24 protein-coding genes and 2 tRNA genes are annotated in these 25119 nt (G+C 36.8%); 2 read left to right on the plus strand and 24 right to left on the minus strand.

All coding sequences use genetic code 11. The features are described 5' to 3' along the window. Positions 1-2 precede the first annotated feature (2 nt). The 5 genes from VIO64_RS16305 to VIO64_RS16325 all read right to left on the minus strand — a co-directional run bounded on the left by VIO64_RS16305 (position 3) and on the right by VIO64_RS16325 (position 6718). Positions 3-830 (minus strand): protein-glutamate O-methyltransferase CheR, encoded by an 828-nt coding sequence (locus VIO64_RS16305; protein ID WP_331920155.1) that lies wholly within the window; start codon positions 828-830, stop codon positions 3-5. A 34-nt stretch (positions 831-864) separates the two neighbouring features. Continuing rightward, positions 865-3642 carry a methyl-accepting chemotaxis protein gene (locus VIO64_RS16310; RefSeq protein WP_331920157.1) on the minus strand — a complete coding sequence of 926 codons (2778 nt, stop codon included), beginning with the start codon at positions 3640-3642 and terminating at the stop codon, positions 865-867. An 86-nt stretch (positions 3643-3728) separates the two neighbouring features. Then, entirely contained in the window at positions 3729-4220 is a 492-nt protein-coding gene (locus VIO64_RS16315; protein ID WP_331920159.1) for a chemotaxis protein CheW, read from the minus strand. Between the two features lie 36 nt (positions 4221-4256). Beyond that, the gene (locus VIO64_RS16320) at positions 4257-6317 is read right to left on the minus strand and encodes a chemotaxis protein CheA (protein WP_331920161.1); all 2061 of its coding nucleotides are present in this window, start codon (positions 6315-6317) and stop codon (positions 4257-4259) included. A 47-nt stretch (positions 6318-6364) separates the two neighbouring features. After that, on the minus strand, positions 6365-6718 hold the full coding sequence (locus tag VIO64_RS16325) for a response regulator (RefSeq protein ID WP_331920163.1): 354 nt from the start codon (positions 6716-6718) through the stop codon (positions 6365-6367). Positions 6719-6924: 206 nt separating this feature from the next. Here VIO64_RS16325 and VIO64_RS16330 point away from each other — a divergent pair, with 206 nt between their 5' ends. Then, entirely contained in the window at positions 6925-7887 is a 963-nt protein-coding gene (locus VIO64_RS16330) for an acetylxylan esterase (RefSeq protein WP_331920165.1), read from the plus strand. A gap of 86 nt (positions 7888-7973) precedes the next feature. Continuing rightward, positions 7974-8204, plus strand: coding sequence for a hypothetical protein (locus tag VIO64_RS16335; protein WP_331920167.1), 231 nt, complete (start codon positions 7974-7976; stop codon positions 8202-8204). Positions 8205-8311: 107 nt separating this feature from the next. On the opposite strand, the gene VIO64_RS16340 is transcribed toward VIO64_RS16335, so the two are convergent. The 19 genes from VIO64_RS16340 to pth all read right to left on the minus strand — a co-directional run bounded on the left by VIO64_RS16340 (position 8312) and on the right by pth (position 24856). Continuing rightward, the gene (locus VIO64_RS16340) at positions 8312-9112 is read right to left on the minus strand and encodes a hypothetical protein (RefSeq protein ID WP_331920169.1); all 801 of its coding nucleotides are present in this window, start codon (positions 9110-9112) and stop codon (positions 8312-8314) included. A gap of 54 nt (positions 9113-9166) precedes the next feature. Further along, complete coding sequence (locus VIO64_RS16345; protein ID WP_331920171.1) at positions 9167-11434, minus strand: penicillin-binding transpeptidase domain-containing protein; 2268 nt, start codon at positions 11432-11434, stop codon at positions 9167-9169. A 110-nt stretch (positions 11435-11544) separates the two neighbouring features. Continuing rightward, positions 11545-12834: a glutamate-5-semialdehyde dehydrogenase gene (locus VIO64_RS16350; protein WP_414705294.1), complete on the minus strand. Its 1290-nt coding sequence runs from the start codon at positions 12832-12834 to the stop codon at positions 11545-11547. 344 nt (positions 12835-13178) lie between these two features. Continuing rightward, positions 13179-13445 (minus strand): 2Fe-2S iron-sulfur cluster binding domain-containing protein, encoded by a 267-nt coding sequence (locus VIO64_RS16355; RefSeq protein ID WP_331920175.1) that lies wholly within the window; start codon positions 13443-13445, stop codon positions 13179-13181. Positions 13446-13651: 206 nt separating this feature from the next. Next, positions 13652-13942: a hypothetical protein gene (locus VIO64_RS16360; protein ID WP_331920177.1), complete on the minus strand. Its 291-nt coding sequence runs from the start codon at positions 13940-13942 to the stop codon at positions 13652-13654. 38 nt (positions 13943-13980) lie between these two features. Beyond that, complete coding sequence (locus VIO64_RS16365) at positions 13981-14142, minus strand: hypothetical protein (protein WP_331920179.1); 162 nt, start codon at positions 14140-14142, stop codon at positions 13981-13983. 240 nt (positions 14143-14382) lie between these two features. Continuing rightward, a tRNA-Met gene (locus VIO64_RS16370) sits at positions 14383-14456 on the minus strand. A gap of 30 nt (positions 14457-14486) precedes the next feature. After that, positions 14487-14571: transfer RNA gene (locus tag VIO64_RS16375), tRNA-Leu, on the minus strand. 219 nt (positions 14572-14790) lie between these two features. Next, positions 14791-15213: a S1 domain-containing RNA-binding protein gene (locus VIO64_RS16380; protein ID WP_331920181.1), complete on the minus strand. Its 423-nt coding sequence runs from the start codon at positions 15211-15213 to the stop codon at positions 14791-14793. A 110-nt stretch (positions 15214-15323) separates the two neighbouring features. After that, entirely contained in the window at positions 15324-15602 is a 279-nt protein-coding gene (locus tag VIO64_RS16385; protein WP_331920183.1) for a septum formation initiator family protein, read from the minus strand. 166 nt (positions 15603-15768) lie between these two features. After that, a complete protein-coding gene (yabQ, locus tag VIO64_RS16390; RefSeq protein WP_331920185.1) occupies positions 15769-16272 on the minus strand; it encodes a spore cortex biosynthesis protein YabQ in 504 nt (167 codons plus the stop codon). A gap of 61 nt (positions 16273-16333) precedes the next feature. Then, on the minus strand, positions 16334-16624 hold the full coding sequence (gene yabP / locus VIO64_RS16395; RefSeq protein ID WP_331920187.1) for a sporulation protein YabP: 291 nt from the start codon (positions 16622-16624) through the stop codon (positions 16334-16336). Positions 16625-16852: 228 nt separating this feature from the next. Further along, complete coding sequence (locus VIO64_RS16400; RefSeq protein ID WP_331920189.1) at positions 16853-17098, minus strand: RNA-binding S4 domain-containing protein; 246 nt, start codon at positions 17096-17098, stop codon at positions 16853-16855. A gap of 101 nt (positions 17099-17199) precedes the next feature. Next, positions 17200-17514 (minus strand): HU family DNA-binding protein, encoded by a 315-nt coding sequence (locus VIO64_RS16405; protein ID WP_331920201.1) that lies wholly within the window; start codon positions 17512-17514, stop codon positions 17200-17202. Between the two features lie 123 nt (positions 17515-17637). Then, positions 17638-18426: a nucleoside triphosphate pyrophosphohydrolase gene (mazG, locus tag VIO64_RS16410; RefSeq protein WP_331920191.1), complete on the minus strand. Its 789-nt coding sequence runs from the start codon at positions 18424-18426 to the stop codon at positions 17638-17640. Positions 18427-18756: 330 nt separating this feature from the next. Further along, positions 18757-19311: a stage V sporulation protein T gene (spoVT, locus tag VIO64_RS16415; RefSeq protein WP_331920193.1), complete on the minus strand. Its 555-nt coding sequence runs from the start codon at positions 19309-19311 to the stop codon at positions 18757-18759. 235 nt (positions 19312-19546) lie between these two features. Further along, a complete protein-coding gene (locus VIO64_RS16420; RefSeq protein ID WP_331920195.1) occupies positions 19547-20599 on the minus strand; it encodes a peptidylprolyl isomerase in 1053 nt (350 codons plus the stop codon). A gap of 143 nt (positions 20600-20742) precedes the next feature. Continuing rightward, on the minus strand, positions 20743-24249 hold the full coding sequence (mfd, locus tag VIO64_RS16425; protein ID WP_331920197.1) for a transcription-repair coupling factor: 3507 nt from the start codon (positions 24247-24249) through the stop codon (positions 20743-20745). 37 nt (positions 24250-24286) lie between these two features. Next, positions 24287-24856 (minus strand): aminoacyl-tRNA hydrolase, encoded by a 570-nt coding sequence (pth, locus tag VIO64_RS16430; RefSeq protein ID WP_331920199.1) that lies wholly within the window; start codon positions 24854-24856, stop codon positions 24287-24289. Between the last annotated feature and the right edge of the window lie 263 nt (positions 24857-25119).

Here is a 25119-nt window from a genome sequence, read left to right on the forward strand (position 1 = left end):
ACCTATTTTCTATATACTGCTGGCATTATATATTTATACCGCGACTGTTCCCTGCCTATGGACTCTGAGTGACCGATAAAGAGGTAGCCTCCTGGCTCTGTCATATCATAAAATTTATTAATCAAAGTCTTTTTTGTATTTTCATCAAAGTAAATCATTACGTTCCTGCAAAATATAACATGGAATTTTTTCTTGAACGGAAAGATGTCCTCCATCAAATTAAACCTCCGAAAGATCACATTATCCTTTATGTGCCGTTTAATCCCATAATTCTCATCGTTAATTCTGTCAAGATATTTAACCTTCCAGTTTGCAGGAAGCATTTCTATCTGCTCATTTGAATAAATACCTGCTGCGGCTTTATTTAATACTACTGTGGAAATATCAGTGGCAAGCAGTTTTGTATTCCACATTCCTTTTTTTCCTTCAAAATGGTCATTTATAAGCATACTGAGGGTATAAGGTTCCTCTCCTGTCGAACAACCAGCACTCCAGACCCTTAAATCCCTGTCCCTTATGCCATTCTCCAACCAAGGTAAAATTGTATTTCCGAAGTATTCAAAGTGATCACTTTCTCTCATAAAAAAGGTATGATTTGTTGTAAGTTTATCCACTAAATTCACTACTGCTTCACCTGTCCGATCAGCAATGACATAATCATAAAGCTCTGAAAACTTTGTAAACCCCTTATCCTTGAGTAAGGATCCCAACCTGCTTACTAAAAGAGACTTTTTCTCCGGTCCGATCCTTACCCCGTAATTTGTCTTTAAAAAGTCAGTTATAAGCACAAACTCTTTATCGGTTATGCTTTTTGAAATATCCAAATCCAACCGAATCACACCTTATCTATTTTTTATCTTACCCTTAATACTTTCCAAAATCATTATCGCTTAAATTTATATTTAACTTTCCTGCAGATGTCTCAGCTTTATGCTTTGTGTTTTTTTGTTGCTTTTTCTTCAAATGATGTTCCTGTGCCATCGCATTATCATTATTAACTTCAAGGCCAATAATGGCATTTGACTTTCTTAATTTGAACCTTGATACCATCTCATTTAAAATTTCTGCCTGGCTGGAAAGTTCTTCGCTTGCTGCAGCACTTTCTTCAGCAGTAGCTGAATTGGACTGGGTTACCTGAGATACCTGGCTAATTCCCTGATTAACCTGGCTAATGCCTATCGCCTGCTCATTTGAAGCCTTGGCTATATCTCCTACCAGCATTGTAGCTCTTGTTACACCTTCTACTATCAAATTAAGTGCTCCTGCCGTATCATTTGCAATGGTCGTGCCGTCTTCTACCTTACGCACTGTACCCTCAATAAGAGAAGTGGTTTCTTTTGCTGCATTGGCACTTCTTGCTGCCAAGTTCCTTACTTCCTCTGCTACTACAGCAAATCCTTTACCGTGCTGCCCTGCCCTTGCCGCTTCAACAGCCGCATTAAGAGCAAGAATATTTGTCTGGAACGCTATTTCATCTATTACCTTTATTATTTTGGATATATTTGCAGAAGCTAAATTAATTTCCTCCATTGATCTAAGCATGCCCTTCATTCTCTCATTTCCCTGTACTGCATTATCCTTGGCACATATAGCCAAATCATTGGCCTGATTCGCGTTCAGTGCATTTTGCTTTGTTTGCTCGGCTATTTCTGCCATAGATGCGGTTAATTCCTCTATGGAGCTTGCCTGTTCGGTAGATCCCTGCGAAAGTGCCTGGCTGGATTCGGATACCTGCCTTGATCCTGCAGCAACTTGCTCAGCAGCATTGTTCATTTGTCCAAGAACGTCATTGAGAGATATGATTATATTATTTAGCGAATCCCTTATTTCGATAAAGTCTCCGAGATAATTGGCAGACATAGTAACATTCAGGTTCCCGTTTGCCATTTCTGTCAACACGCTTGAAATTTCATTAATATACCCTGCTATTGTGGATAATGTAAAGTTCATTGCTTCTTTTATCCTGGCATGATCACCTTTATAGCTGCCGGCTACCCTGGCCTGCAGATTGCCCTTTGCCATTTCATCAAGAACAGAAGCGGCTTCCAATATGGGTTCAACGATCTTATCGATAAGTCCGTTCAAGCCCTTTATAAGAGATGCCCAGTCTCCGGCAAAAGCCTTATCGTTTCCTCTCTCGCTGAGCCTTCCTTCCTCTGAAGCCTCTATCAGTTTGCTAATTTCACTGTTAACGTCTTTCAAATTCTTTCTCATGGCTTCGATGTTTTCATTTATAAAAGCCTTTTTACCCGGAAATTTTTCCAATTCCGCATTAAAGTTTCCCTTTCCAAACTCCGATAGACATGCCATAGCCTTCTTCATGACTGTTATATGGCCGTTAACCATTGCATTAACACCCTTTGCCATCTCTTTGTATGCCCCTTCAAACTTATCCTCAGGAACAACAACATCAATGTCACCTAAGTCATGCTGCTTTGACATATATTCCATACCCTCTATAAATCTGTTAAGGTTGTCTATCAAAGTGTTTATATTATTCTTTATCTCGTTAAAATCTCCATAATAAGTATCTGTAATCTTATGAGGTATGTCACCCTTGCTTATTCTGTCCAGATAGTCGGCAGTAACATTGATAGGGGCTACAAAAGCATCAATGAGGCTATTTATGCCAATGACCAATTCCCTCCAACTGCCGGAGTAGACAACAGCATTTCCTCTTGTATCAAGTTTTCCTTCCTGAGTAGACTTAATAAGGCTTCCTGTATCACTAATAATCCCTCTTATGGTTTCAATGGTTTTTTTGATTGCTGGTGAAATCTCATCCTGTGGGTCTTTTGGTTCTACATTTACACTCACATCGCCCTCGGCAATTTTTTTCATGACCCCAACAACATTATTCTGCAAATCACTAGCAAACTCATCCATTGCAGCAGCCATTTGCCCCACTTCATCTTTTGTACCAAGCCTGAGCCTTCTATTGAGTATCCCCAGCTTCATTTCATCCAGCATTACAACAGTTTGTTTTATGGGCCTTGATATCGCTCTGGATATAATTATTCCAAGTATAACTGCTAGTGTCATACCTACTATTATCAGTACCACCATGAGAATGATAGCTGAACTTGCCTGTTTGGTGTTGTTACCCGATCTTTCCTTCGCTGCATCAACCTTCATCTTGGACATCTTTTCTATGAGGTCCCTTTCAGCCACTGCAGCCTTGTTCATCTCACCGTTCAGATAATTAAATGCTTCTGAGTCTTTATTTGCCTCAGCCAACAGTATCAGCTTGTCCAGGTGCTTACTGTACTCGTTTCTTGATGCAACAAACTCGATAAATATTTTTTCAAACTCTTTAGAAACAATTGTTTTTTCTACCTCTGAAGAGAAAGCATCTATTTCTTTTCTTAAATCTTCAATAGTTTTAGTGATAGCTGCAATCTCTTCCTTTGAATTTACAATTATTAAATCCCTGGTTTCCACCCTAATCCTTTGAAACAATGTTGCAATACTTGCAACTTCATTTAAAGGCACTGTGTATTTTTCATAAAGCAGCGTATTGGATTCGTCGAGATTCTTCATATTAATTGCTCCAACAATACCTACCACACCTGCAATAATCGCTACCATTATAAATCCTGTAAGCAGCTTTGTGCTTATCTTAAGATTGTGAAACCATTTCATTCAGGAATCCTCCTTATTTGTACATAAAAGTACCCGTCAATATACTCATCCCTGCATAAAGGACAAAAGTCGTGCTTCTGCAGCTGCTAAATATTCAAAAGCAATTGACCGTCATCATCATTAATTAGTTTTTCACAGTCCAATAGCAGCTTAACATCGCTTCCAACCTTTCCTATCCCCTTTATATATTTGTTATTGCTATTTGCATTAACCTCCGGGGGAGGAACAATATCGGAAGAAGATATATCCAACACATCGGAGACAGCATCAACTATCAATCCTATAAATACATCTCTTACCTCGATTACAATAATACATGTCCTGTCATTATACTCGTTTGCTTCTTTTTTAAACCTTAGCCTTACATCCATAACAGGTATTATTTTTCCTCTCAAGTTTATGATACCTTTAATATAATGCGGCAGTTCAGGTACTTCTGTAATGGGTTGAATCCCAATTATCTCCATTACATATCTTATCTCAACTCCATAAAATTCTTTTCCCAGTGAAAATGTCAAAAATTTGTCCCTCTGAGAATCCTCTCGATCTAATTCCATTTCTTCCATTAATTGAGCCATAATTATTCTCCTTTCAGTTTTTTATCATAGAACAGCTTATTTATTTTTTACAATTGCTGCAATATCAAGAATAAGGCTAATGGTTCCTTCTCCAAGCAGCGTACAGCCTGCGATTCCTCTGACCTTCTTAATATATTGAGGAAGTGCCTTAACAACTACCTGCTGTTCGCCTAAAAGCTCATCCGCAAAAAGGCATACTGTATTCATTTCACTTTCTACCATAATTGTAATACCTTCATGTATATTGGTTATGGAATCATTTATATTAAATAGCCTGTGTATCCTAATGACAGGATAGCAATCTCCCCTGACCATTATCATTTCATTTCCATCCGGATCTGTTATAAGTTCATTTTCTTTTATCCTAAAGGATTCTTTTATTGATGTTATAGGAATTGTATATGTTGAATTAGCAACTCTTATATTCATACCGTCAATTATTGCCAAAGTCAGGGGTATCCTTATAGTCATTGTGGTTCCTTCATCAACTGTGCTGTCTACATTAACAATTCCGCCGATTTTCTCAATGTTGTTTGACACAACATCCATACCCACACCCCTGCCTGAAAACTCCGTCACATTCTCCTTTGTGGAAAACCCCGGCAAAAATATCATTGAAAAAATCTCCCTCTCGGAAATGTCTTTGCCTGTATCCTGAATAAGTCCGTTATCAATTGCTTTTCGAAGTATCTTATCCTTGTTTAGTCCTCTTCCGTCATCCTTTACAATGATTATTACTTCTCCGCCCTCATTTTTAGCTTCCAGGGTTATTTTTCCCTTTGCACTCTTACCTTTTTGTTTTCTCTCTTCCTTTGTTTCGATACCATGATCAATTGAATTTCTTATAAGGTGCATTAATGGGTCGGATATATTTTCAATTATATTTTTGTCAACTTCTGTTTCCTCACCTAGTATTTCAAGCTCTACATCCTTATTGAGCTTCTTACACATATCTCGGACAATTCTATTCATTTTGTGGAAAGTCCCAGATAGAGGTACCATTCTAATAGACATGACAATATCCTGAAGCTCACTGGTGATTTTCTTCAATTGGTTTGCCGCCTTGCTGAAATTATCAAGGCTCAAGCCTCTCAAATCAGGATTGCTTGTAACCATTGCTTCAGAAATAACCAATTCCCCAACCAGGTCCATAAGTTTGTCAAGCTTGCTTACATTTACGCTTATTATGTTTTGCTGCGTGGATTTACCAGCCTGCTCCTTTTCCCTTTCAGGTTTTGCAGACTCAGGCATAACAGGTTTAGGGCTTTCAAGATCTATTATCGGTTTTTTCTTAATTGCTGGAGCCGCCTCGCCCTTCTCCACAACTTCCAACTCAAGCTTTTTTAGGAATATCGTCTCTTTGAGGATCTTTTCAATGTCTTCAAAGGAGCTGTTGCTGTTAAAAAACATCTTGAACCCGTTTTCCCTTATAACTTGGGCACTTTCTTCATTTTCAATAATATCCGATGGCTCACTCATTATATCTTGTGCTACATCCTTCAAAGAATGTAGGACTGAAAAGGCACGAATGTTCTCCATTTCGCAGCCATCGTCAAAATACAAAGCAGCCCTGAAGCAAGTTTTTACAGTATCACCATTTAAGCTATAGGTAATATAATATTTCTGTTTTTTATTATCAGCAGTCTTTTCCTCGGAACTGGCTGCTTTCTCAGATGCTGAAATGCCTCCAACTCCTTTCAAATCCCCAAGGTATGTCTTGATGTTATTTACCAGATCTCCGGAGTCACCATCCGGCTCAATCCCCCTCTCAATCTTTGAGAGCTCTTCCTTGATAAAATCCGTACAGCAAAGAATAAGATCACTTAGTTTAATGTAATCCACCTTAGCAGGCTTTGATTCTCTCAGAAAAAAAAACAAATCCTCTATTGAATGTGCCAGAGTAGAGATTCCATTAAAAAGCATCATTGCAGATGAGCCCTTTATTGTATGCATAATTCTAAAAATCTCATTAATGGCTTCCTGAGAATAGCAACTGGATTTTTCGCTTGAGATAATAAGCTGCTCCAACTGCTCAATAAGTTGATTTGTCTCAAATTTGTACATTTCCAACATAGGCTCTCTGTAGTTATCAGACAATTAAACCACCTCTTCTTATTATGTGTTAATAAAGCAATACCGGGATATTACAATGAATTTAAAACTTTCATGACATGATCTTCCTTGAATGGCTTTACTATAAAATTCTTGGCACCTGCTACTACAGCATCCCTCACATATGCCTCCTGCCCCATTGCCGATACTATGATTACTTTTGCTTTTGGATCCAATTCCTTAATCTTTTTGGTTGCTTCTATACCATCTAGGATAGGCATTGTAATATCCATTGTAACTATATCGGGCTTTAGCTCTACATACTTCTGAATACATGCGACTCCGTTCTCTGCTTCTCCCACAACGGTAAAACCATTCCTTTCAAGCATCAGTTTCAGCGATGTCCTCATGAATGCTGCATCATCAACTATTAAAACACTTGGCATATGATCACACTCCCTGATTATTTTTATTCCTTAATTAATTTGAAAAATATTACATTGTATAGTATATTAAAAATAGCAGTTTCAATTTGTCACCGTATGTTTTCAATAGCTAAAACATAAGTCTATACTAATATCGTCACGAAAATGGTTAATGTTTATATGAAAATGAATCATTTGGACAACAAAATCAGTTAAGGAGGAACATTATGAATCAACCCTATGATATGCCTTTAAGTGAATTAAAAGAATATTTACCAGCTCTGACAAGAGAGAAAGATTTCAACGCATTCTGGGAAAATTCTCTTTCCGAATTAGAATCTGTCCCTTTGGAGTATTCTCTTGACCCCATTGATTATCCTGCCAAGGGTATAAAAATGTATAAGCTCAGCTTTAAGGGCTTTAATAATTCCCATATATCAGGATGGTTTGCAATTCCACAGACCCAAGGTCCTCATCCGGGTATACTGCATTTTCATGGCTATAACTGGGCTTTTGACGGCAGGCATCATGATGTGGCTAATTATGCCCTTCGTGGATATGCCGTACTTTTTATGTTCTGCAGGGGCCAGCAGGGAGACAGCATTGATAATGTAGTATCCACCCATGGACACAGCACAGGCTGGATGACCAAGGGCTTGCTATCACCTGAAAAATACTACTATCGAGCGGTTTACATGGATGCGGTTAGAGCTGCGGAAATATTGGCATCTATCGAAGGCGTCAACAAAGACAAAATAGCAGTAGTGGGAGAGAGCCAGGGTGGTGCCTTAGCTTTAGCTACTGCAGCATTATCGCCAATTCCGGTACTTTCTGTTACCGAATACCCATTTCTGTCTCACTTTAATAGGGCAATAGATATTTGTCCAGAGGGGCCATATGGTGAATTGAATGAATTTTTCAGGCGTAATTCAGCAGATCCTCAAATTGAGATTGAAGCCAAAAAGACCCTCTCATATTTTGATATGATGAATCTTGCACCTAATATTAAATGTCACTGCCTCACATCAATAGGACTTGTTGACACAATTACTCCTCCATCAACCGTGTTTGCCGCATTCAACCATATGAAATGCTCAAAGGAAATATCTGTGTTCAGATATTTCGGTCATGAATATATACCCGGGTTTCTTGATAAGAAGCTTAAGACATTGATGGAATTTCTTCTTTAATACTTCCAAGAACCGATTAAAGGTGGTAAGATAATAATGTTGTCAACTTTAATATTTCAAATAAAACACGAAGAAAGGTGAAAAACATGTCTACAAATGAAAACAATAATATTGAGGAAATCTTAGAGGTTTCTTCAGACATTATCGAAAAAAAACAAAACTGGGCTGGATTTGTTGAAACAACCGTTGTTAATTTTTTTGTTGAATGCAAGCTTGAAAAGCTCAATATTGAAGACGGAAGAGGGAATAAAGCAAAGCTTGCAAGGCAGAAAGACGACACAATAAAGGTGGAATACACCTCCACAACAACATTATAAAATAGAACAAATAATAATTTTAACCGGATTTGAAGACCAAATCCGGTTAATGCTTTAATTAGATTAAAAGTGCAAAAAGCTTACATTTGACTACTTTTATCTGCAGATCAGTGTTTATGTTTCCCCAGATGATCGCTGCAGTATTCATAATCACTTCCGCAAGTTCGGCAATAGCCAAATTTCAATTGAGGGTAATCCTCTGATGTTCTTCCGCAAACCCTGCACCTATGAACAATCTTAAAATTTCTCTCAGGCACAATAACCTTGAATTTCCTTCTTTTTTGCTGCTTTATCAACTTCTTAACCTTGGGCCCCACCCATCTTTGATACATATCACTGCCAAAGAACATAATGAAGCTGGTAAATGATAATATTGCTGCAATCTTAACATACAGGTAACCAAACATTATGGTGTACAGCACATACAAAAGCTCAAACCAAGCAAGGTATTTAACCTTAACCGGTATAATGAAAAACAAAAGAAGCTTAAAGTCAGGATTTATATAAGCAAATGCAAGGAAAATGGACAGAATGATAAACTCAGATGTCCCGTATCCTGTTATAAAAGCAGCTATTATTGCTGAAACCATACCGATAAAATAATAGAGCGTCAGCCTGAAACTGCCCCAGTACTTTTCCATAGATGTACCAAACATATAGAATATGTAAAGCATAAATATAACTGCTATGATACCCAAACCCGGAGGAACAAAAATAAAGGATATCAATCTCCAGACTTCCCCGCTTAAGACTCTTGAAGCATCCAGTGCCAATAAACCAAACACACTGTTACTTCGAGAAAACTCATTTACCGCGAACAATATGGCAGTTACTATAACTATATACCTTACCAACCCGGGAATGGAAAAACGTTTGTACTTCCTTTCAAGCTTATCTATCCAGTTCATTCAAACATTCCTTTCATTTGATAATAGATTATGTATAACTAAAGTCTGTCACTTCTAGTCATCCAGATTACTGCCCGTTTCAAAATTTACTCCTACCTCATATCCTTTTTGAACTTCCTTGCCCGGTAAAACTGATTGGGAAACAGCAAAACCTTCCCCATTGACCTTTATATTAAGTCCAATATCATTAAGTGTATTTATGGCCTCCAAAACAGTTTTCTTGCTTAAGTCAGGTACCTTTACCATTACAGGCTTATCGGTTTTATACATATACAGTGTAATAAATGAATTCTCCCTTACTATTGTCCCCGGCTTTGGGTATTGGGATATAACCTTTGTGTTCTTAACATCTCCCAAATCTTCCTTTATAAAATCAAGCTTGCTTTTTTTCAATTCTGCAGCAGCGTTTTCAATATCCATATTTCTTACATCAGGGACAGTGTATTCCCTTGGAATAAGCTTCTTATCACGCTCTGTGTATTTTCTTTCAACACCTAAATGTTCCAGTGTCTCTTCAATAATTTTTCCAGCTACGGGAGCCGCTACATACCCCCCTGTGTGTTCTTTCATATTGGGATAGTCCAGCGTAACCAATATTGTAATTACAGGGTTATCGATAGGTGCAAGCCCTGCAAAGGAAGCCACATATCTTTCTTCATCCTTATAATCAATGGGCACGGCCCATGGAATATTCAGGTTTTTAGCCAAGTCAGGCAAGCCTAATCTGTTTGTATTTTTTGTTGTTTCAGCTGTACCTGTTTTACCAGCAACACCATACCCTTTTACGTATGATTTCCCTCCTGTACCGTTAGGGTCACTGACAACACCTAATAGTATATCCTTTAATGTTTCACTGGTCTGCCTTGAAATTACATTTCTAACAACCTCAGGTTCATTTCTTTCAATTATATTTCCATCCTGGTCTGTTATTTCTTTTACTATATGAGGTTCCAAAAGTTTTCCTCCGTTGGCAATAGCCGAGTATGCCGTTATTAGCTGAAGAGGCGTTATTGTAAACCTCTGTCCAAAGGAAGCAACAGCCATATCCAACTTTGTAGGCTTCTCCTGAAATATACCGCCAAGTTCTTCAGGAAGTTCTATACCTGTCTTATCATAAAACCCAAAGGCTTTCATATACCCATAAAATCTATCTAATCCAACATCCTGAGACAGCTTTGCGTATACAGGATTACAAGACCTATACATACTGAGTCTGAAGCTTTCAACTCCATGCCTGTTGGGTAGGTGACAATCTATTTTAGGTGAATTGGGAGTTAGTCTGTATGTAAAATCGTTAACAGTTGTATCGGGAGTAACCAGTCCTTCTTCTATACCTATGGCAGAAGTAATGGTTTTAAATGTTGAACCAGGCTCATAAGTGTCAGCAAGTGTTTTATTTTTCCATATGTAATTCCATAAGAATTTCCCTTCATTCTCTCCGGTACCTTTCCATTTGGTTGGATCTGCCCCTTGCGGCACACCGGTGGGCTTATTCAAATCGAAATCAGGCTTTGAAACCATCGCAAGAATTTCACCTGTCCTGGGATCCATTACAATTGCAGTCCCCCCGTTAACAACCTTAAACTGGGTTATAGCTTCACTCAAAGCCCTATCTGCTATATCCTGAATCACTTCATCAATTGTAAGGACTATATTTGACCCATCCCTTACATCGATGACCTTGCTTTCTCCAGGCATTACTCCCTGACCGCCTGCATCAACCTCACTCAAAATTTTACCAGGTTTTCCTTTCAGGTATTTATCCATGGTTCTTTCAATACCCAGCACCCCACTGTTTTCAAAGTCTGTAAACCCAATAACATGTGAAGCTAAACTGCCAGCAGGATAGTATCTTTTCGGCTCTTCTTCAAGATAAACACCCTCAATCTTTTTTTCCTTAATCCAGGTCTTAATCTTTTCGGAGGTATCCTTATCCACTTTCCTTTTTATAAGCTGGTATTTACTTTTTTTGTTTGCCAGCTTTTTTGAAATTTCGTTTTTATCGGTCTGAAGAATCTGGGACAACATTGATGCTATTTCGTCCGCATCCTCCTTCAGCTTGTGGATATTCTCAGGGCACACGGATATTGTATAATAGGGTATACTCACTGCAAGCTCTTTTCTATTCCTGTCATAAATATTCCCTCTTCTTGGGGATATCAATGTATCTCTTGTCTGCTGTGCCAAAGCCGCTGAACTTAGCTTGCCGCCTTCAATGATCTGAAGCCAGACAAACCTGCCAATCAAGGCAGTTATCATGGCTACAAATATGAATAATACAAAAGCAATTCTCCCCTTTTTTATCTTTTGTAATGAGCTCAAAAAACTTCACACCTTTCCAAACAACTTACTCTTATTAAAAAACACTTTAAATTTAAAGTGTTTTTATTTGATAAATGAATATATTCTAAATATCGGCACATTATTAATTTTTACATAGGAAAATCTTTATCGGTTTTTTTATGTTTAAATGTCCTTACATGTTTTGAGTAATCATCTACTATATGACCATTTCCAATGAGCTTGTATTTGTATATTATAAGACCATCCAACCCAACAGGACCTCTCGCGTGAATTTTACTTGTGCTTATACCTACCTCTGCACCAAAACCATAACGGAATCCATCAGAAAACCTTGTTGAGCAATTCCAAAATACATTTCCCGAATCCACAAGACTCATAAACCTAGCTGCCTTATTTTTATCCTTCGTAATAATTGCATCGGTATGTCCCGATCCATAACGATTTATATGCTCAATCGCTTCGTCCAAATCCTTTACTATCTTAACGGACAGAATATAATCAAGGTACTCAGTTGCCCAATCATCCATAGTTGCAGACTTAGCATCAACAATCCCCCGAACCTTCTCACATCCCCTAAGCTCAACATCCTTTTTGTCAAGTTCTGCCTTAAGTGCAGGTAGAAAATCCCTTGCAATCTTTTCATTTACAAGGAGTGTTTCAGCTGCATTGCAAACTGCAACATACTGAGTTTTGGAATCTGTAACGATCCTTACAGCCATATCTGTATCAGCATCTTCCTCAACATAACAATGGCATATTCCGTCAGCATGCCCCATTACAGGAATCCTGGAATTATTCATTATATGCCTTACAAACTCATTTGACCCCCTAGGAATAATAAGGTCTATATAACCGTCCATTTTCAGCATTTCACTTACATCCGACCTTGTTTCAATTTGACTGATCCAACCCTCTGGCATGCCGGCCTCAATAGTTGCTTCATCTATAATCTTTGTCAAAATCCTGTTAGTTTCCTTCGCCTCTGAGCCACCCTTTAATAAAACACTGTTTCCGCTCTTTAAGCAAAGTGTGGATATCTGAACCAATGCATCAGGTCTTGATTCAAAAATTATTCCTATCACGCCGATAGGGCATGTAACTCTGTAAAGCTCCAAACCTTCATCAAGCTCAGTAGAAGATAGTGTTTCCCCGACAGGGTCTGGGAGACCTATAAGACTTTTTATACCCTCTATGACATCATTTATTTTGCTTTCATCGAATTTAAGCCTCTTTAATAAAGGAGCTGCAAGGTTTTCTTTTTCGCTCCTTTGCAAATCTTCCTTGTTAGCCTCTACAATCTCATTTTTTCTTTCTCCAAGCTTTATCGCAATGTTCTCCAAGGCTTTATTCTTCAATTCTCCACTAACAGCAGAAAGCTTAATGGAAGCCTCTTTAGCCTTTATGGCAATCTCCTGCATATTCAATACAACCAACTCCTTGTAAATTTATGTTCCAACGACCAAAGAAGAAAATCACTTGAGATTTTGCAACCTTTAGCCTTATAATATCCTTTTTGCACACTGTTGGGAATTTATTATATTCTAACATAAACCATTTGTTTTGAAAAACATTTTTGCTTATTTAATGTATGATTAAAAAATTACATTCGCTTTCTACGTATCTGGTGGTTTAGCTTCACTAAACTGCTCGCCATGCACCCCGGGTGTTGACGAGTTAATTCAACACCTGAGCGAAATTTATAGCGGAAGTTATTTTTTGTTCCTGCCTAAGAATATTTCCGATAGACTAGTTTAAAATGGTTCTAATCTATCAGCTCAATCTTTGCGTCCCCAATTATCTTTGTTTCACATGCAAGCCTGTATCCCTTCTCAATCTGCTCATCACTTAAAAACTTTTTTTCAGCTTTTGACAACTCCGAAACCTCTCCGTCTGCTACCCTGACCATGCACTTTCCACACTTTCCCCTTCCGTCACAACTCGCCTTTATCTTTAAATTTAAGTCCAAGGCTACATCCAATATTGATTTTTCTTTTTTTATTTTTGTTTTTTTAATGAATTTAACCTTCATAAAACCAATCCTCCATAGCTTAATAAAATCCATTATCCATCTATACTTACCACTATTTTATATATTTCCTCCAAAAAAAATATCTAAATAATATAAATAATAAATAAAAGAAGATCCTGGTCATCCACGATCCTCTTTTATTTGGATTTGTACGCTCCCTATAAAGGTTTCCTAATCACTTATGGAACACTATTATTTTTCTGCCCTCAAGTTTGATTATTGTTCTCCGCTTCCTTTAATACTTCTTCGAAACTTTCTTCGAAGTCGGAATTCTTGCTATAATACTTTATGTTTCGAGCCATTTTTTCAAGCGTATTCAAAGAACTGGCACCTGTAGCATTCTCCAACTTATCATGACTGTCCGACATCAAACTTAGCGAATCTTTATATCTTTCTCTGAATTTACTTTCAAATTCCTTATTCACATTGTCAAATGAAACTTCATTTATATTAAATTGCTGACTGAAATTCAAACCTTGGGTGTTATTACCTTCCATAATCCCTTACACTCCCTCATGTATTATTGGGTCCCTAACTATTCCTTTGTATTATTCTTTTCTTCTGATGCCCTTTTCTTTTCATTTTCCTTTAGCTCAGATGTGCTTTCATCTTTTCCATATTCTTTGTTGAAGGGTGACTTCTCTAAGAAACTTCCAATTTCCATATCAATCTTTCCAAAAGGGTTCCATCCTTTCATAACAAAACCTCCTAATGGATAATGTTTTTATAATGTTTATTTAATAATATTTTGTATCATTATCATGAAAATTATATTTGTTAATAATGCTAAAAAAGCCTTAATGTACGAAAACACTTCCCACTTAATTCCATAACATTTAAAAGTGTTTATTCAATATTTGGATATTACTATAAAATAAGATAATTCCCTAAAAAATAAAAATGACTTATTCATGTGAATAAGTCATTTTTATTTTAGTTGCGGGGGCCGGATTTGAACCGACGACCTTCGGGTTATGAGCCCGACGAGCTACCATACTGCTCCACCCCGCGATATGAAAATCGCATTATAAGTGATGTTAGTGCCGGAGACCGGAATCGAACCGGTACGGAGGATTAGTCCGCAGGATTTTAAGTCCTGTGCGTCTGCCAGTTCCGCCACTCCGGCATATCTGCATCACTTATCAGCGACTTTTACATTGTAATACATTAATTGTTGTTTGTCAATAACTTTTTAATGTTAAATTGTGCTATTTTTATATTTCTATAAAAGCTTAATTGCTATCATGAGAAATTGGGTGTAGAGTACACCATCATTCCCCATATATACACAAATATCCGGGTAATTTACCCGGATATTTAATATAATCAATTAAGTTGATATCATTTAAAATTGAGCAGATCTTCTGTACCCACCACTGCCCCTTTTGGATTCAAAATTTTTCTTTAAATCATGAAGCTTTTCATCACTATCCTTCATGAACTTTGCCAGTCGCTCTTCGAATGACAGGTTATCAGTGCTATTTCTGTTCCAGTCAATATCAACAGGCTTAACAGTTCTGTGATTAGTATTGGATTCTTGAGCTTTCTTAATAGATAAACTAATCTTACCGTTTTTGTCTACTGAAATAATCTTCACTTTAACAACTTGATTTTCTTTGAGATGTGACCTTATGTCTTTGACATATTCCTCAGCAACTTCAGAAATGTGCACCAGACCTGTTTTTCCTTCCGGCAGTTGAATAAAAGCCCCAAAACTGGTTATACCGGAGACCTTACCTTCAACTATCTTGCCAACTTCAACCAGCATAAAAAATATTATCCTCCTTGGAATATAAATAGGGTAAGTTAATTATACCTCAAAAAATGCATTTCGTCAATACCCTATTAAGCTCCCAAAACTCCTAGCAGACAGTTACATTATCTATTCACATCAATATATACTCTTTCATTCTTTTTAACCATTCCAAGCTCTTCCCTTGCCATCTTTTCTATGTACTCATCACTGTTGACATTTTTCATTTGCTTTTCCAAATCTGCACCCTGCTTTTTCTGAAGAGTAATCTTGTTCTCCAAATCTGCATGCTGTTCTTTCTTAGAATCTAAAAGCCCTTTAAGGCTAACACTTATGTAGCCTGAGTATAAAAGAATCAAAGCAATAACGATGAACCAAAATTTACTCTTTCTCTTTTTCTTCATAACCATAACTCCTCTTTTGTACAAAATCGCTTGCGATTTTGCATCCTTGGTTATTGTCGTGAGAAATTGTGGTGTAGCATACATCATAATTTCATAGACATTAACAAACATTTTAACACCTATATTTTATAATTCAATAACTTATTTGTAAATCCTTCTTTGATACTTATATTTTTTTTCTTTTGTTTCTAAAGATTCTATTTGATATTTTATACTTATCCAAATTTATCCTTGCTACCCTTTTTGAGTTCCTTAAAATTCTTGTAAAAATTTTATATATAAAAATGCATGGTATTGAGAAGAACCTGAAGATAACTCTTATAGGATAAATAAGTATTCGCCATAATGTTTTTAGTACCCTTTTGAGAAATTCAATAACTCTTAAGGATACATACATGACCACCTTACTTAATAGAAGTATATATAAAACCGCCCCTATAATGGTTCCAAGAAAAATATATCCCCTGATTTCACCTTCGTTTCCAATGTATACAATGGTAAACATAATCGCTGCCGATATGCTCCAGTATAGAAGGTCCTCAATATATGTTATTATGTTGTTAGTCTTAATGGTCTTCCTTTTGATTCTGAATATGTCATATACAAAAGATATTAACATTCCTCCAAAAACAGACCATAAAAAGATATTTACTTGATTGCTTATCGACATATATTATCCCAACCATTAGTCCTTTAGCTATTATCAAAAATACAATTTATCCTCAGGCAGTTTATTTAAACATCTTTGCCCAAAAACCACCTGACTTGCCGCCTTCTTTGTCACTGTATTCCAAAGAACAGATGTCACCTTCGATATCAAGCTCCGAATTATCGAGATTAAGCTTGTTAATATGCAAATCTTCGCCTTTTACTGTCAGAACTCCAAGTTCAGTATCTACTATAACGCACTCATCGTTAAAGCTTTCAACATCTAAAACACCGGAAATGCTAAGCCTCTCCCTGTTTTCAAGTATTAAATTTTGAACTTTCTGCTGTTTTATACTTTTTTTGTCCTCAATCATAGTCTTTCTCCCCTTTAATAGATGTGTTTTAGTTTGTAATACCATATGATTTAGTATTACGGTATTTTATCCACATATCTATTCCTATGCTTGGGAGCATCTAAAAATACCTTATAAATGGACATAGACATAAAAAATCACAAAGTGATTTTTAACCTTGACCGTTGTCGTGGGAAATTGTGGTGTGTATACACCATAATTTCCTAGACATAAAAAAAAGTGATTATATCAATCACCTTTTTCTATGTACATTCCTTTAGCATCACTTTTGGAGACTGTTTCAGATATGGATGCTACTTCTACCTTCACATTGCTGTTACCGAATTGAATTTCTATCGTATCTCCAACCTTAACCTCGTTTGAAGGCTTTGCTGTTTTTCCGTTAATCTTTACTCTTCCCTGATCACATGCTTCACTTGCCAATGTTCGTCTTTTAATAAGTCTAGATACCTTAAGGTACTTGTCAATCCGCAATTCCTTCACCCCACTTACTTAAATTCATCTTTGCAAAAATGGGCGACCTTCCACGGCTCGCCCATTTTTACCTTCTTAGAATAGCTTATACATATATAATACTATTTATTTACTTCGTCTTTTAAAGCTTTTCCAACTTTAAATACTGGAGCCTTAGTTGCTGGTATTGTTATTTCTTCCTTAGTCTGAGGATTTCTTCCCTTTCTTTCAGCTCTTTCTCTAACTTCAAAAGATCCAAAGCCTACCAACTGAACCTTGTCACCATTTTTAAGTGCTTCTTCAACACTTTCAATAAATGCGTTAAGTGCTTTTTCTGCGTCTTTCTTTGACATATTACTCTTTTCAGCAATGCTAGTGATTAAATCTGATTTGTTCATCTTTTTCCTCCTTAAGTTTTGATTGCTATATATAACCATCTTCGAAAAGTGCAGCTTAGTATGCTTTATCAAAATAAAACTTATTATATAAAAGTTTTATCTATTTTAAAGCTGATAAGTTATGTAATAAATCCCAACTACTTTCCAAAGATAATTGCTAAATTAAATACTTTTATCCTTTGCCATATCCCACAACTTATCCATTTCTTCCAATGTCATTTCCTCAAGATTTTTACCGGCTTTTTTGCCCTCATTCTCTACGAATTCAAACCTTTTAATAAATTTATTAATAGTTCCCGTTAAAGCCAATTCAGGTTGAATCTTTAAGAACCTTGCAAGATTAACAACGGAAAATAGCACATCACCAAGCTCATCAGTTATTCTTTCCACATTTTTACTCTTATATACATCTTTTAATTCAAGAATTTCTTCATCCAGCTTTCTCATTGCATCCTCAGTCTTGTCCCAGTCAAATCCTACCTGAGCTGCCTTCTGCTGTATCTTGTAGCTCCTCATTAATGCCGGAAGATTAGAGGGCACATCCTTTAAAACACTGGTTTGGTTGGTAAGTCCCTTTTCCTTCTTTTTGATAGCTTCCCAGTTGTCAACCACTTGATCTGCAGTTTCAGCCTTATCTTCACCAAAAACATGAGTATGTCTTAAAATCATTTTCCTTGAAACTGCTGTTATTACATCACCAATATCAAAAGTGCCCTCTTCCTTTCCAATCTGGGAATGGAATACAATTTGTAAAAGCAAATCTCCCAATTCCTCTGTTGTTTTATCCTTATCCTTCAGATCAATTGCTTCTAGTACTTCATAGGTCTCTTCTATCAGATATTTTTTTAAGCTATCGTGAGACTGCTCCCTATCCCATGGGCACCCATTTTCACTTCTTAAAAGCTCCATAATGTCCACAAGATCTTTAAATTCGTACTTATCCTTAAGCATAATTATTCTCCCGCCAATACCTTAGTTTTTATATAACAATACTGTAGAAAACCTAATAAAAAGTGCAACTTTTGTTAATATAGTTTTCTTTCTGAAAAATAGTATAATTTATTAAATGTAAATATGCAATAAAAATAAATAAAAATCAACATTTACTTTCAATATAAAAATAACAGGTATTCTTTAAAATCCTGTTATTTTAATTAATGGACTAGTAAAATATTACTTCCGCCTTTAATATATAGCAAAATTTATAGCGGAAGTTATATTTTAGCTATTTCCAAGTTTAAGTGATTATTAAATATCATGGCAATAATTCGTTTAATAATATTACTGCTCCATTTGCTTCCCTAAGAATCCGGATGCGGACTGTGCAAGTTTTGCCTCTACCTCTCCCATTCTTGTATTAGGATCCATGGATAAAAGAATAACAGCTCCAATAGGATCTCCTTCTGATATTATAGGTGATACAACCTGAGCAGTATACCTTCTGTCTCCCGGCTCATCAGCTACAATAGAGATGGTTTTTTCATCAGGTGATTTAACCAGGAAAACTGACTTTTCCTCTATAACCTTTTCTATGTCGGAACTTAATTGTTTTTCCAAAAAGTCTCTTTTTGAAGCTCCTGATACTGCAATTATTGAGTCCCTGTCAGCTATGCAAGTAATATGACCTATTGTTTTATGAAGGGTCTCAGCATATTGAGCTGCAAATTCTCCCAATTCTCCTATCGGAGAATATTTCTTTAGGATAACTTCGCCTTCTTTATCAGTAAATATTTCAAGAGGATCCCCTTCTCTTATTCTCAATGTTCTTCTTATTTCCTTAGGAATTACAACTCTTCCAAGATCATCTATCCTTCTTACTATTCCAGTTGCCCTCAAAATTATTACCTCCTATTAATTAGATTTTCAGTACAATTTTATTATTGATAATTTATTGGAGTTTTATACATTATAGGTTGATTTGTGAAAAGGTTATTACTAAAAGATCAGAACAATACCATAAAGCGATTCTGCACCCTTGATGTTATCTCGAGAAATTGTGATGCTCTACATAATTATCTAGACATAAAAAAACCGACAGTTTTTTTAAACCATCGGCCAAATTTATTAAATATTAGTACAGTTTTATTGAGTTTAGTGCACCCTTATTAACATTCATCTTGTAATGATCATCCTTCATCCATTCCTCAAGCTTCTTGTTTACTTCATCCAATTGATATGTCCTCTTTAAACTATCTTTTAATTCATCAAATCTAGGTCTTTTAATTACATAATAGCCTCTATTGGTGGTTACAAGCCCAATATCGCCTTCCTTGGCGTTAAACACCCAATCTATATATTCCTGAGGCATTTTTTCGTCTCTGGTGACTGAAAATTCTCCGCCGTTTTGCTTTGCACCAACATCATCGGTATAATTGGCCACAAGTGTGTCAAAATTTTCTCCATTTTTGGCCTTGGAATATACCTCCTTGGCAAGATCTGTCTTTTCTTTGACCTTATCATTTGCAAGCGGCTTTCCTGAAGAAGGGTCAACTGTCTCTAAGAACACTTCCCAAACAGTTATCTTACCCTCTTTATTCATAGCTTCGGTATATTTTTTTAGAAGCTGGGAATCGGTAATTCTTATGCTATCTGCTTCAATACTTGCATATTTCCCGAAAGCCAGCATATAATTCTTATAAATAGCATCATATTCAGAGAGGGTTATCCAGTATTTCTTTTTTATATTCTTCTCCGCCTGGGCTTTATCCCCATCTCCTTCTGCAAGTACAATATTATCCATTGTCTGCTTGGCCTTATCAAGGTCTGTATTGTCTAAAGTTATATTTGCTTGCTTTGCTTTCATAAGCATAATCTTAAACTTTTGAACTTCCAGTAAGGCATCATTTTTTGCAGTTACCTCTGCTGCTTCACCCTTATTGGTTGTGGTTTTCCAAAAATTCTTTTTTGCATCATCGGACTGGTAATCTACACCAGCCTTTGTTTCATAATTGTTTTTAATCATCCTTAGAAAAAACTTAAATTCTGCAGTTGTTACTTTTTCACCGGCTACAGTTGCTACGTAGCTATTGGAGCTTTCATGAACCTGGTAAGCTATCGTACCTCCAACAACTATGGCAAGCACCAAAAATACTGCAACAATAACTATCCTGGTATTACTTATCATTTTCAATTTCCCCTCTACCAAAATTTGCCGGCATTTTCTCTCTATTTTAAGATGATGTAATATATTTGTGCTTGAATAATAATAATTTGTTGGCCAACTTCAATTATGAATTTGAGAACATGCCTAATATAGATTATAATAGATTATTTCCCATCCTGCAAATTTTTAATGTTCATTAGGAGGTTTTTAATATTTTCTAATATCTCCTCTCCCTTTAAGCCTTTAATGAGGAGTGTCAGGTATGGCTTACTGCTGGCATTAAACATTATCTTTCTTCTGTAGTTTTCCATGAGTTTATTGATTATGGATAAATCCATAAAGGACTCATTTACATAGTGGAAAATTACAGAACCATTCTTTTGGGCAATTGAAGAAAATCCACATTCCCTGGCAAGAAATTTTATATGGGCAATGGTTAGAAGATTGCTTACATACTTTGGTAAGCTTCCATACCTGTCTATAAGTTCGTCTTCAATTTCGCTAATATCCTCCTGGCTTGCTATAGAAGCAATTTTTTTGTACATATCGATTTTCTGATTTTCCACGCCAATATAATCATTATCTATATACGCACTTATGTTAATATCAATTGCTATCTCCTGGTTATTTATATCAGGACTCTCGCCTTTCAGCTCCATAACAGCCTCATCCAAAAGCTTGCAGTACATATCGTACCCTACAGACTCCATTTGTCCGCTTTGCTGAGCTCCTAAAAGATTTCCGGCACCTCTTATTTCAAGATCCCTCATTGCAATTTTAAAGCCAGAACCAAGGTCTGTAAACTCCCTTATTGCCCGGAGCCTCTTCTCTGCTATTTCGGATAATATTTTATCTTTTTTATATGTTACATAAGCATATGCAAGCCTGTTGGACCTTCCTACTCTTCCTCTTAACTGGTAAAGCTGTGCAAGGCCCATCCTGTCAGCATCTTCGATGATTATTGTATTCACATTCGGCATATCAAGGCCTGATTCAATTATGGTTGTGCAGACGAGCATGTCATATTCTCCATTTATAAAATTGTATATTATATCCTCCAGTTCTTTCTCATCCATCTGACCATGCCCTACAGCTATTCTTGCATCCGGCACCAATGCCTGCAATTCCGATGCCTTTTTTAAAATGGAGTCCACCCTGTTATAGAGATAAAATATCTGCCCCGTTCTTGAAATTTCACGTCTTATTGCATCCCTTATTATTTCCGGATCGTATTCCATTACAAAGGTTTCTACGGGCTGTCGTTCTTCCGGAGGATCTTCAATGACGCTTATGTCTCTTATCCCGACTAAAGACATATTAAGGGTCCTGGGAATAGGTGTTGCAGTCAAAGTCAATACATCAACATTTGGAGCAATGTTTTTGATTTTCTCCTTATGTGCCACTCCAAATCGCTGTTCTTCATCAATTATGAGTAACCCTAACTCCTTAAAATGCAAATCCTTCTGTAGAAGCCTATGAGTCCCTACAAGCACATCTATGCTTCCATCTTTCACATTCTTTAATATCTTCTTTTGATCGGACTGTTTTCTAAAGCGGCTTATAACATCCACAGTCACTGGAAACTCCTTCATTCTCTCTGCAAAATTGTTGTAGTGCTGCTGGGCAAGAATTGTAGTAGGTACAAGGTAGGCCACCTGTTTTCCATCCATAACAGCCTTAAAAATGGCTCTTATAGCCACCTCAGTCTTACCATACCCCACATCACCGCATAGAAGCCTATCCATAGGCTTTCCCATTTCCATATCCTGTTTTACTTCTTCAATACACTTAAGCTGGTCGTCAGTCTCCTCATAGGGAAAAGAGTCTTCAAATTGTTTTTGCCAGACTGTATCTTTAGAAAAAGCATATCCTTTTGTAGCCTGCCTTTTTGCATAGAGTTTGACAAGCTCTTCTGCAATCTCTTTTAATGATTCCTTAACCCTGCTTTTTGTCTTTGCCCAATCAGTACCATTAAGCTTATGGAGCTTTGGCTCCTTTCCCTCAGACCCTATATATTTCTGGATCAAATCAAGCTGATTTGTAGGAATATACAAAAAGTCACTATCATGATACCTGATTTTAAGATAATCCCTTCTTACATTGTCCACATTAAGCTGCTGAATCCCAACATACTGACCTATACCGTGACTTTGATGAACCACATAGTCGCCTACGTTTAGTTCGGTAAATATATTAATTTTGCTTCCCTTGTTTTTTCCTGAAGCTTTTCTGTGCTTCCTGTCTCTACCGAATACCTCTTTGTCACTCACTACAACAAAACCCAATTTGGGGTATTCAAAGCCATTGTTAAGGCTTCCTGTGGTGAGCATTACCTGCCCCGGCAGTATTTCCTCAGGCGGGGATTCTTTAAAAACAGATTCTACCCCTTCAGCTGCTAATGTTTCCTTAAGCTTTTCACCCTTTACCCTGGTACCTGTCAGCACTAAAATCCTGTACTTGCGTTCCTTCCAATCACGTATATCGCTAACTAGGAAATCCATGCGGTTTAAATATGAGCCTGTAGCTTTGGAAGATATATCAAACCTTTCTGCATTATAGGCGTTACTGCTTCCAGTTAGAAATGTATTTAAGTAAACTGTATTATTTTCCCTTAAGACCCTTTCAATCCTCCCAAATTCATACTTTGAACAAAAGCAACCCGGCAGGAGCCTTCCTTTCTCCATCAACCCTTTGCAGGATTCTTCCAATTCAAAATTGATATTCTCCACCCTGTTTTTCATTTTCCCGCTCTCATCGGCAAACACCAAACAGCCGGAAGTGAAATCAAGCAGAGTTGAGGGTTTATCAATTATGTAATTTATATATCTGTCAATTCCCTCAAAATAATAGCTGTCCTTAAATCTGCTAATATCGTTGGTGATGTTTTGACGGATTAAGGCTTTGTATTCCTTACCGGCTTTTATTAGGACTTCGTTCAGGTCTGCTTCAATAGCATTTACTATGGCATCCCTCTTATCCTCATTGTAAATAATCTCTCTTGCAGGAATTATCTTAATACTTTTCAACTGCTCTACCGATCTCTGTGAATCTGGGTCAAACTCCCTTATAGAGTCTATTTCATCATCAAAGAGCTCAATACGGACTGCCAGGTTGTAATTTATAGGAAAAATATCTATAATTCCTCCACGCACGGCAAAGTGACCTTTATTCTCTACCACCGAAACCCTTTCATATCCCATGGTTACCAGCCTCTTTTGCATCAGAGACAGATCTATTCTTTTTCCGACCTGCATCTCCAATATGCTTTCAGCAAACAATTCTGGCGGTATAAGCTTATGAACCAATGAATCAACGGAAACCACAACAAGCCTGTAATTGCCTTCCATAATCCGGTTTAACATTTGAAGCCTTTCAAAAACATTATCCCTGCTTTTTGCCTCCACATCATGAAGGGTAATTTCCTTTAACGGAAAATAGAGCACGTCCTCTTTGAAGAACAGGTAAAAATCTTCATATATCTTTCTCGCTTCAAACTCATCAAATGTAATATAAATCCCTTTTTTATCGGCGTGCCGGCATATTGAATATGCCACGTGAGCTTTCTGGGAATTTGCCAGTCCCGTTATCACAACCGACTGGCCTTTACCTATGGAATTAATTATTCCGCTATACTCACTTAACTCCAATAATGGATTAACTAAAAAATTCATGAATATTTTTCCGCCTTCTTAATTTATTATGTTGATATTACTTATTAAACTTGTTCATTGCTGCATCAACACCTGATTTTAATATTTCAGCAACTGCTTGTGCAGCATTTTTAATGCTGTCATTAATAGTCCCTCTTTCTGCAGGGCTAAATTTACTCAGCACATAATCAGCCAAGTTCCAGCCTTCCGGCGGCCTGTCTATACCAATTCTGACCCTGGGGAATTCGTCAGACTGTATCTGATACAAAATGTTTCTCATTCCGTTATGGGTTCCCGAGCTGCCCTTAGGTCTTATTCTGATCTTTCCAAGCTCCAGATCGATATCATCAAACATTACTATTATATTCCGAGCAGGTATTTTATACCATTCTATTACTTCTCTTAAACTCTCACCGCTTAAATTCATAAAGGTTTGAGGCTTTACAAGTATAACTCTCTTTCCTTCTATATTTCCTTCCCCGATAAGAGCCTTAAACTTGACCTTTGATATGCTTATGTTATTCAAATAAGCCAAAAGATCAACAGCATCAAACCCCACATTATGCCTGGTATTGTCATATTTATTTCCCGGATTGCCAAGCCCTGCTATTATATATGTATTATCCATTTAACACCTCAATCTTATAATACTCTTAATATTTATTTACTTTTACAATCTATTTTATTATAGTACAAAATCGCTTGCGATTTTGCAACCCTGATCGTTGTCGTGAGAAATTATGGTGTAGAATTCGGTTCTTCCGCAATTTTGGGTACCATCGGGTATAAAAAAATGGTCTTGGTATAACCTTTGCTCTCAAAAGTGGCAATTTTGCCCTCCCATACATGAGCCGCTTTATCAACTTAAGTCTATGATTATTTCCTTCTGTA

This window comes from Pseudobacteroides sp. (assembly GCF_036567765.1).
GTDB lineage: Bacteria > Bacillota > Clostridia > Acetivibrionales > DSM-2933 > Pseudobacteroides.

What these genes read in the sequence shown, in the direction of transcription:
- VIO64_RS16315 (WP_331920159.1), bottom strand. Translation starts at nt 4,220, where the DNA reads ATGGCTCAATTAATGGAAGAAATGGAATTAGATCGAGAGGATTCTCAG.
- VIO64_RS16405 (WP_331920201.1), bottom strand. Translation starts at nt 17,514, where the DNA reads ATGGTTATATATAGCAATCAAAACTTAAGGAGGAAAAAGATGAACAAA.
- mfd (WP_331920197.1), bottom strand. Translation starts at nt 24,249, where the DNA reads ATGAATTTTTTAGTTAATCCATTATTGGAGTTAAGTGAGTATAGCGGA.
- VIO64_RS16350 (WP_414705294.1), bottom strand. Translation starts at nt 12,834, where the DNA reads ATGCAGGAGATTGCCATAAAGGCTAAAGAGGCTTCCATTAAGCTTTCT.
- VIO64_RS16420 (WP_331920195.1), bottom strand. Translation starts at nt 20,599, where the DNA reads ATGATAAGTAATACCAGGATAGTTATTGTTGCAGTATTTTTGGTGCTT.
- yabP (WP_331920187.1), bottom strand. Translation starts at nt 16,624, where the DNA reads ATGATTGAGGACAAAAAAAGTATAAAACAGCAGAAAGTTCAAAATTTA.
- VIO64_RS16340 (WP_331920169.1), bottom strand. Translation starts at nt 9,112, where the DNA reads ATGAACTGGATAGATAAGCTTGAAAGGAAGTACAAACGTTTTTCCATT.
- yabQ (WP_331920185.1), bottom strand. Translation starts at nt 16,272, where the DNA reads ATGTCGATAAGCAATCAAGTAAATATCTTTTTATGGTCTGTTTTTGGA.
- VIO64_RS16335 (WP_331920167.1), top strand. Translation starts at nt 7,974, where the DNA reads ATGTCTACAAATGAAAACAATAATATTGAGGAAATCTTAGAGGTTTCT.
- VIO64_RS16325 (WP_331920163.1), bottom strand. Translation starts at nt 6,718, where the DNA reads ATGCCAAGTGTTTTAATAGTTGATGATGCAGCATTCATGAGGACATCG.
- mazG (WP_331920191.1), bottom strand. Translation starts at nt 18,426, where the DNA reads ATGCTTAAGGATAAGTACGAATTTAAAGATCTTGTGGACATTATGGAG.
- pth (WP_331920199.1), bottom strand. Translation starts at nt 24,856, where the DNA reads ATGGATAATACATATATAATAGCAGGGCTTGGCAATCCGGGAAATAAA.
- VIO64_RS16365 (WP_331920179.1), bottom strand. Translation starts at nt 14,142, where the DNA reads ATGAAAGGATGGAACCCTTTTGGAAAGATTGATATGGAAATTGGAAGT.
- VIO64_RS16330 (WP_331920165.1), top strand. Translation starts at nt 6,925, where the DNA reads ATGAATCAACCCTATGATATGCCTTTAAGTGAATTAAAAGAATATTTA.
- VIO64_RS16310 (WP_331920157.1), bottom strand. Translation starts at nt 3,642, where the DNA reads ATGAAATGGTTTCACAATCTTAAGATAAGCACAAAGCTGCTTACAGGA.
- VIO64_RS16355 (WP_331920175.1), bottom strand. Translation starts at nt 13,445, where the DNA reads ATGAAGGTTAAATTCATTAAAAAAACAAAAATAAAAAAAGAAAAATCA.
- VIO64_RS16360 (WP_331920177.1), bottom strand. Translation starts at nt 13,942, where the DNA reads ATGGAAGGTAATAACACCCAAGGTTTGAATTTCAGTCAGCAATTTAAT.
- VIO64_RS16385 (WP_331920183.1), bottom strand. Translation starts at nt 15,602, where the DNA reads ATGAAGAAAAAGAGAAAGAGTAAATTTTGGTTCATCGTTATTGCTTTG.
- VIO64_RS16380 (WP_331920181.1), bottom strand. Translation starts at nt 15,213, where the DNA reads ATGCTGGTTGAAGTTGGCAAGATAGTTGAAGGTAAGGTCTCCGGTATA.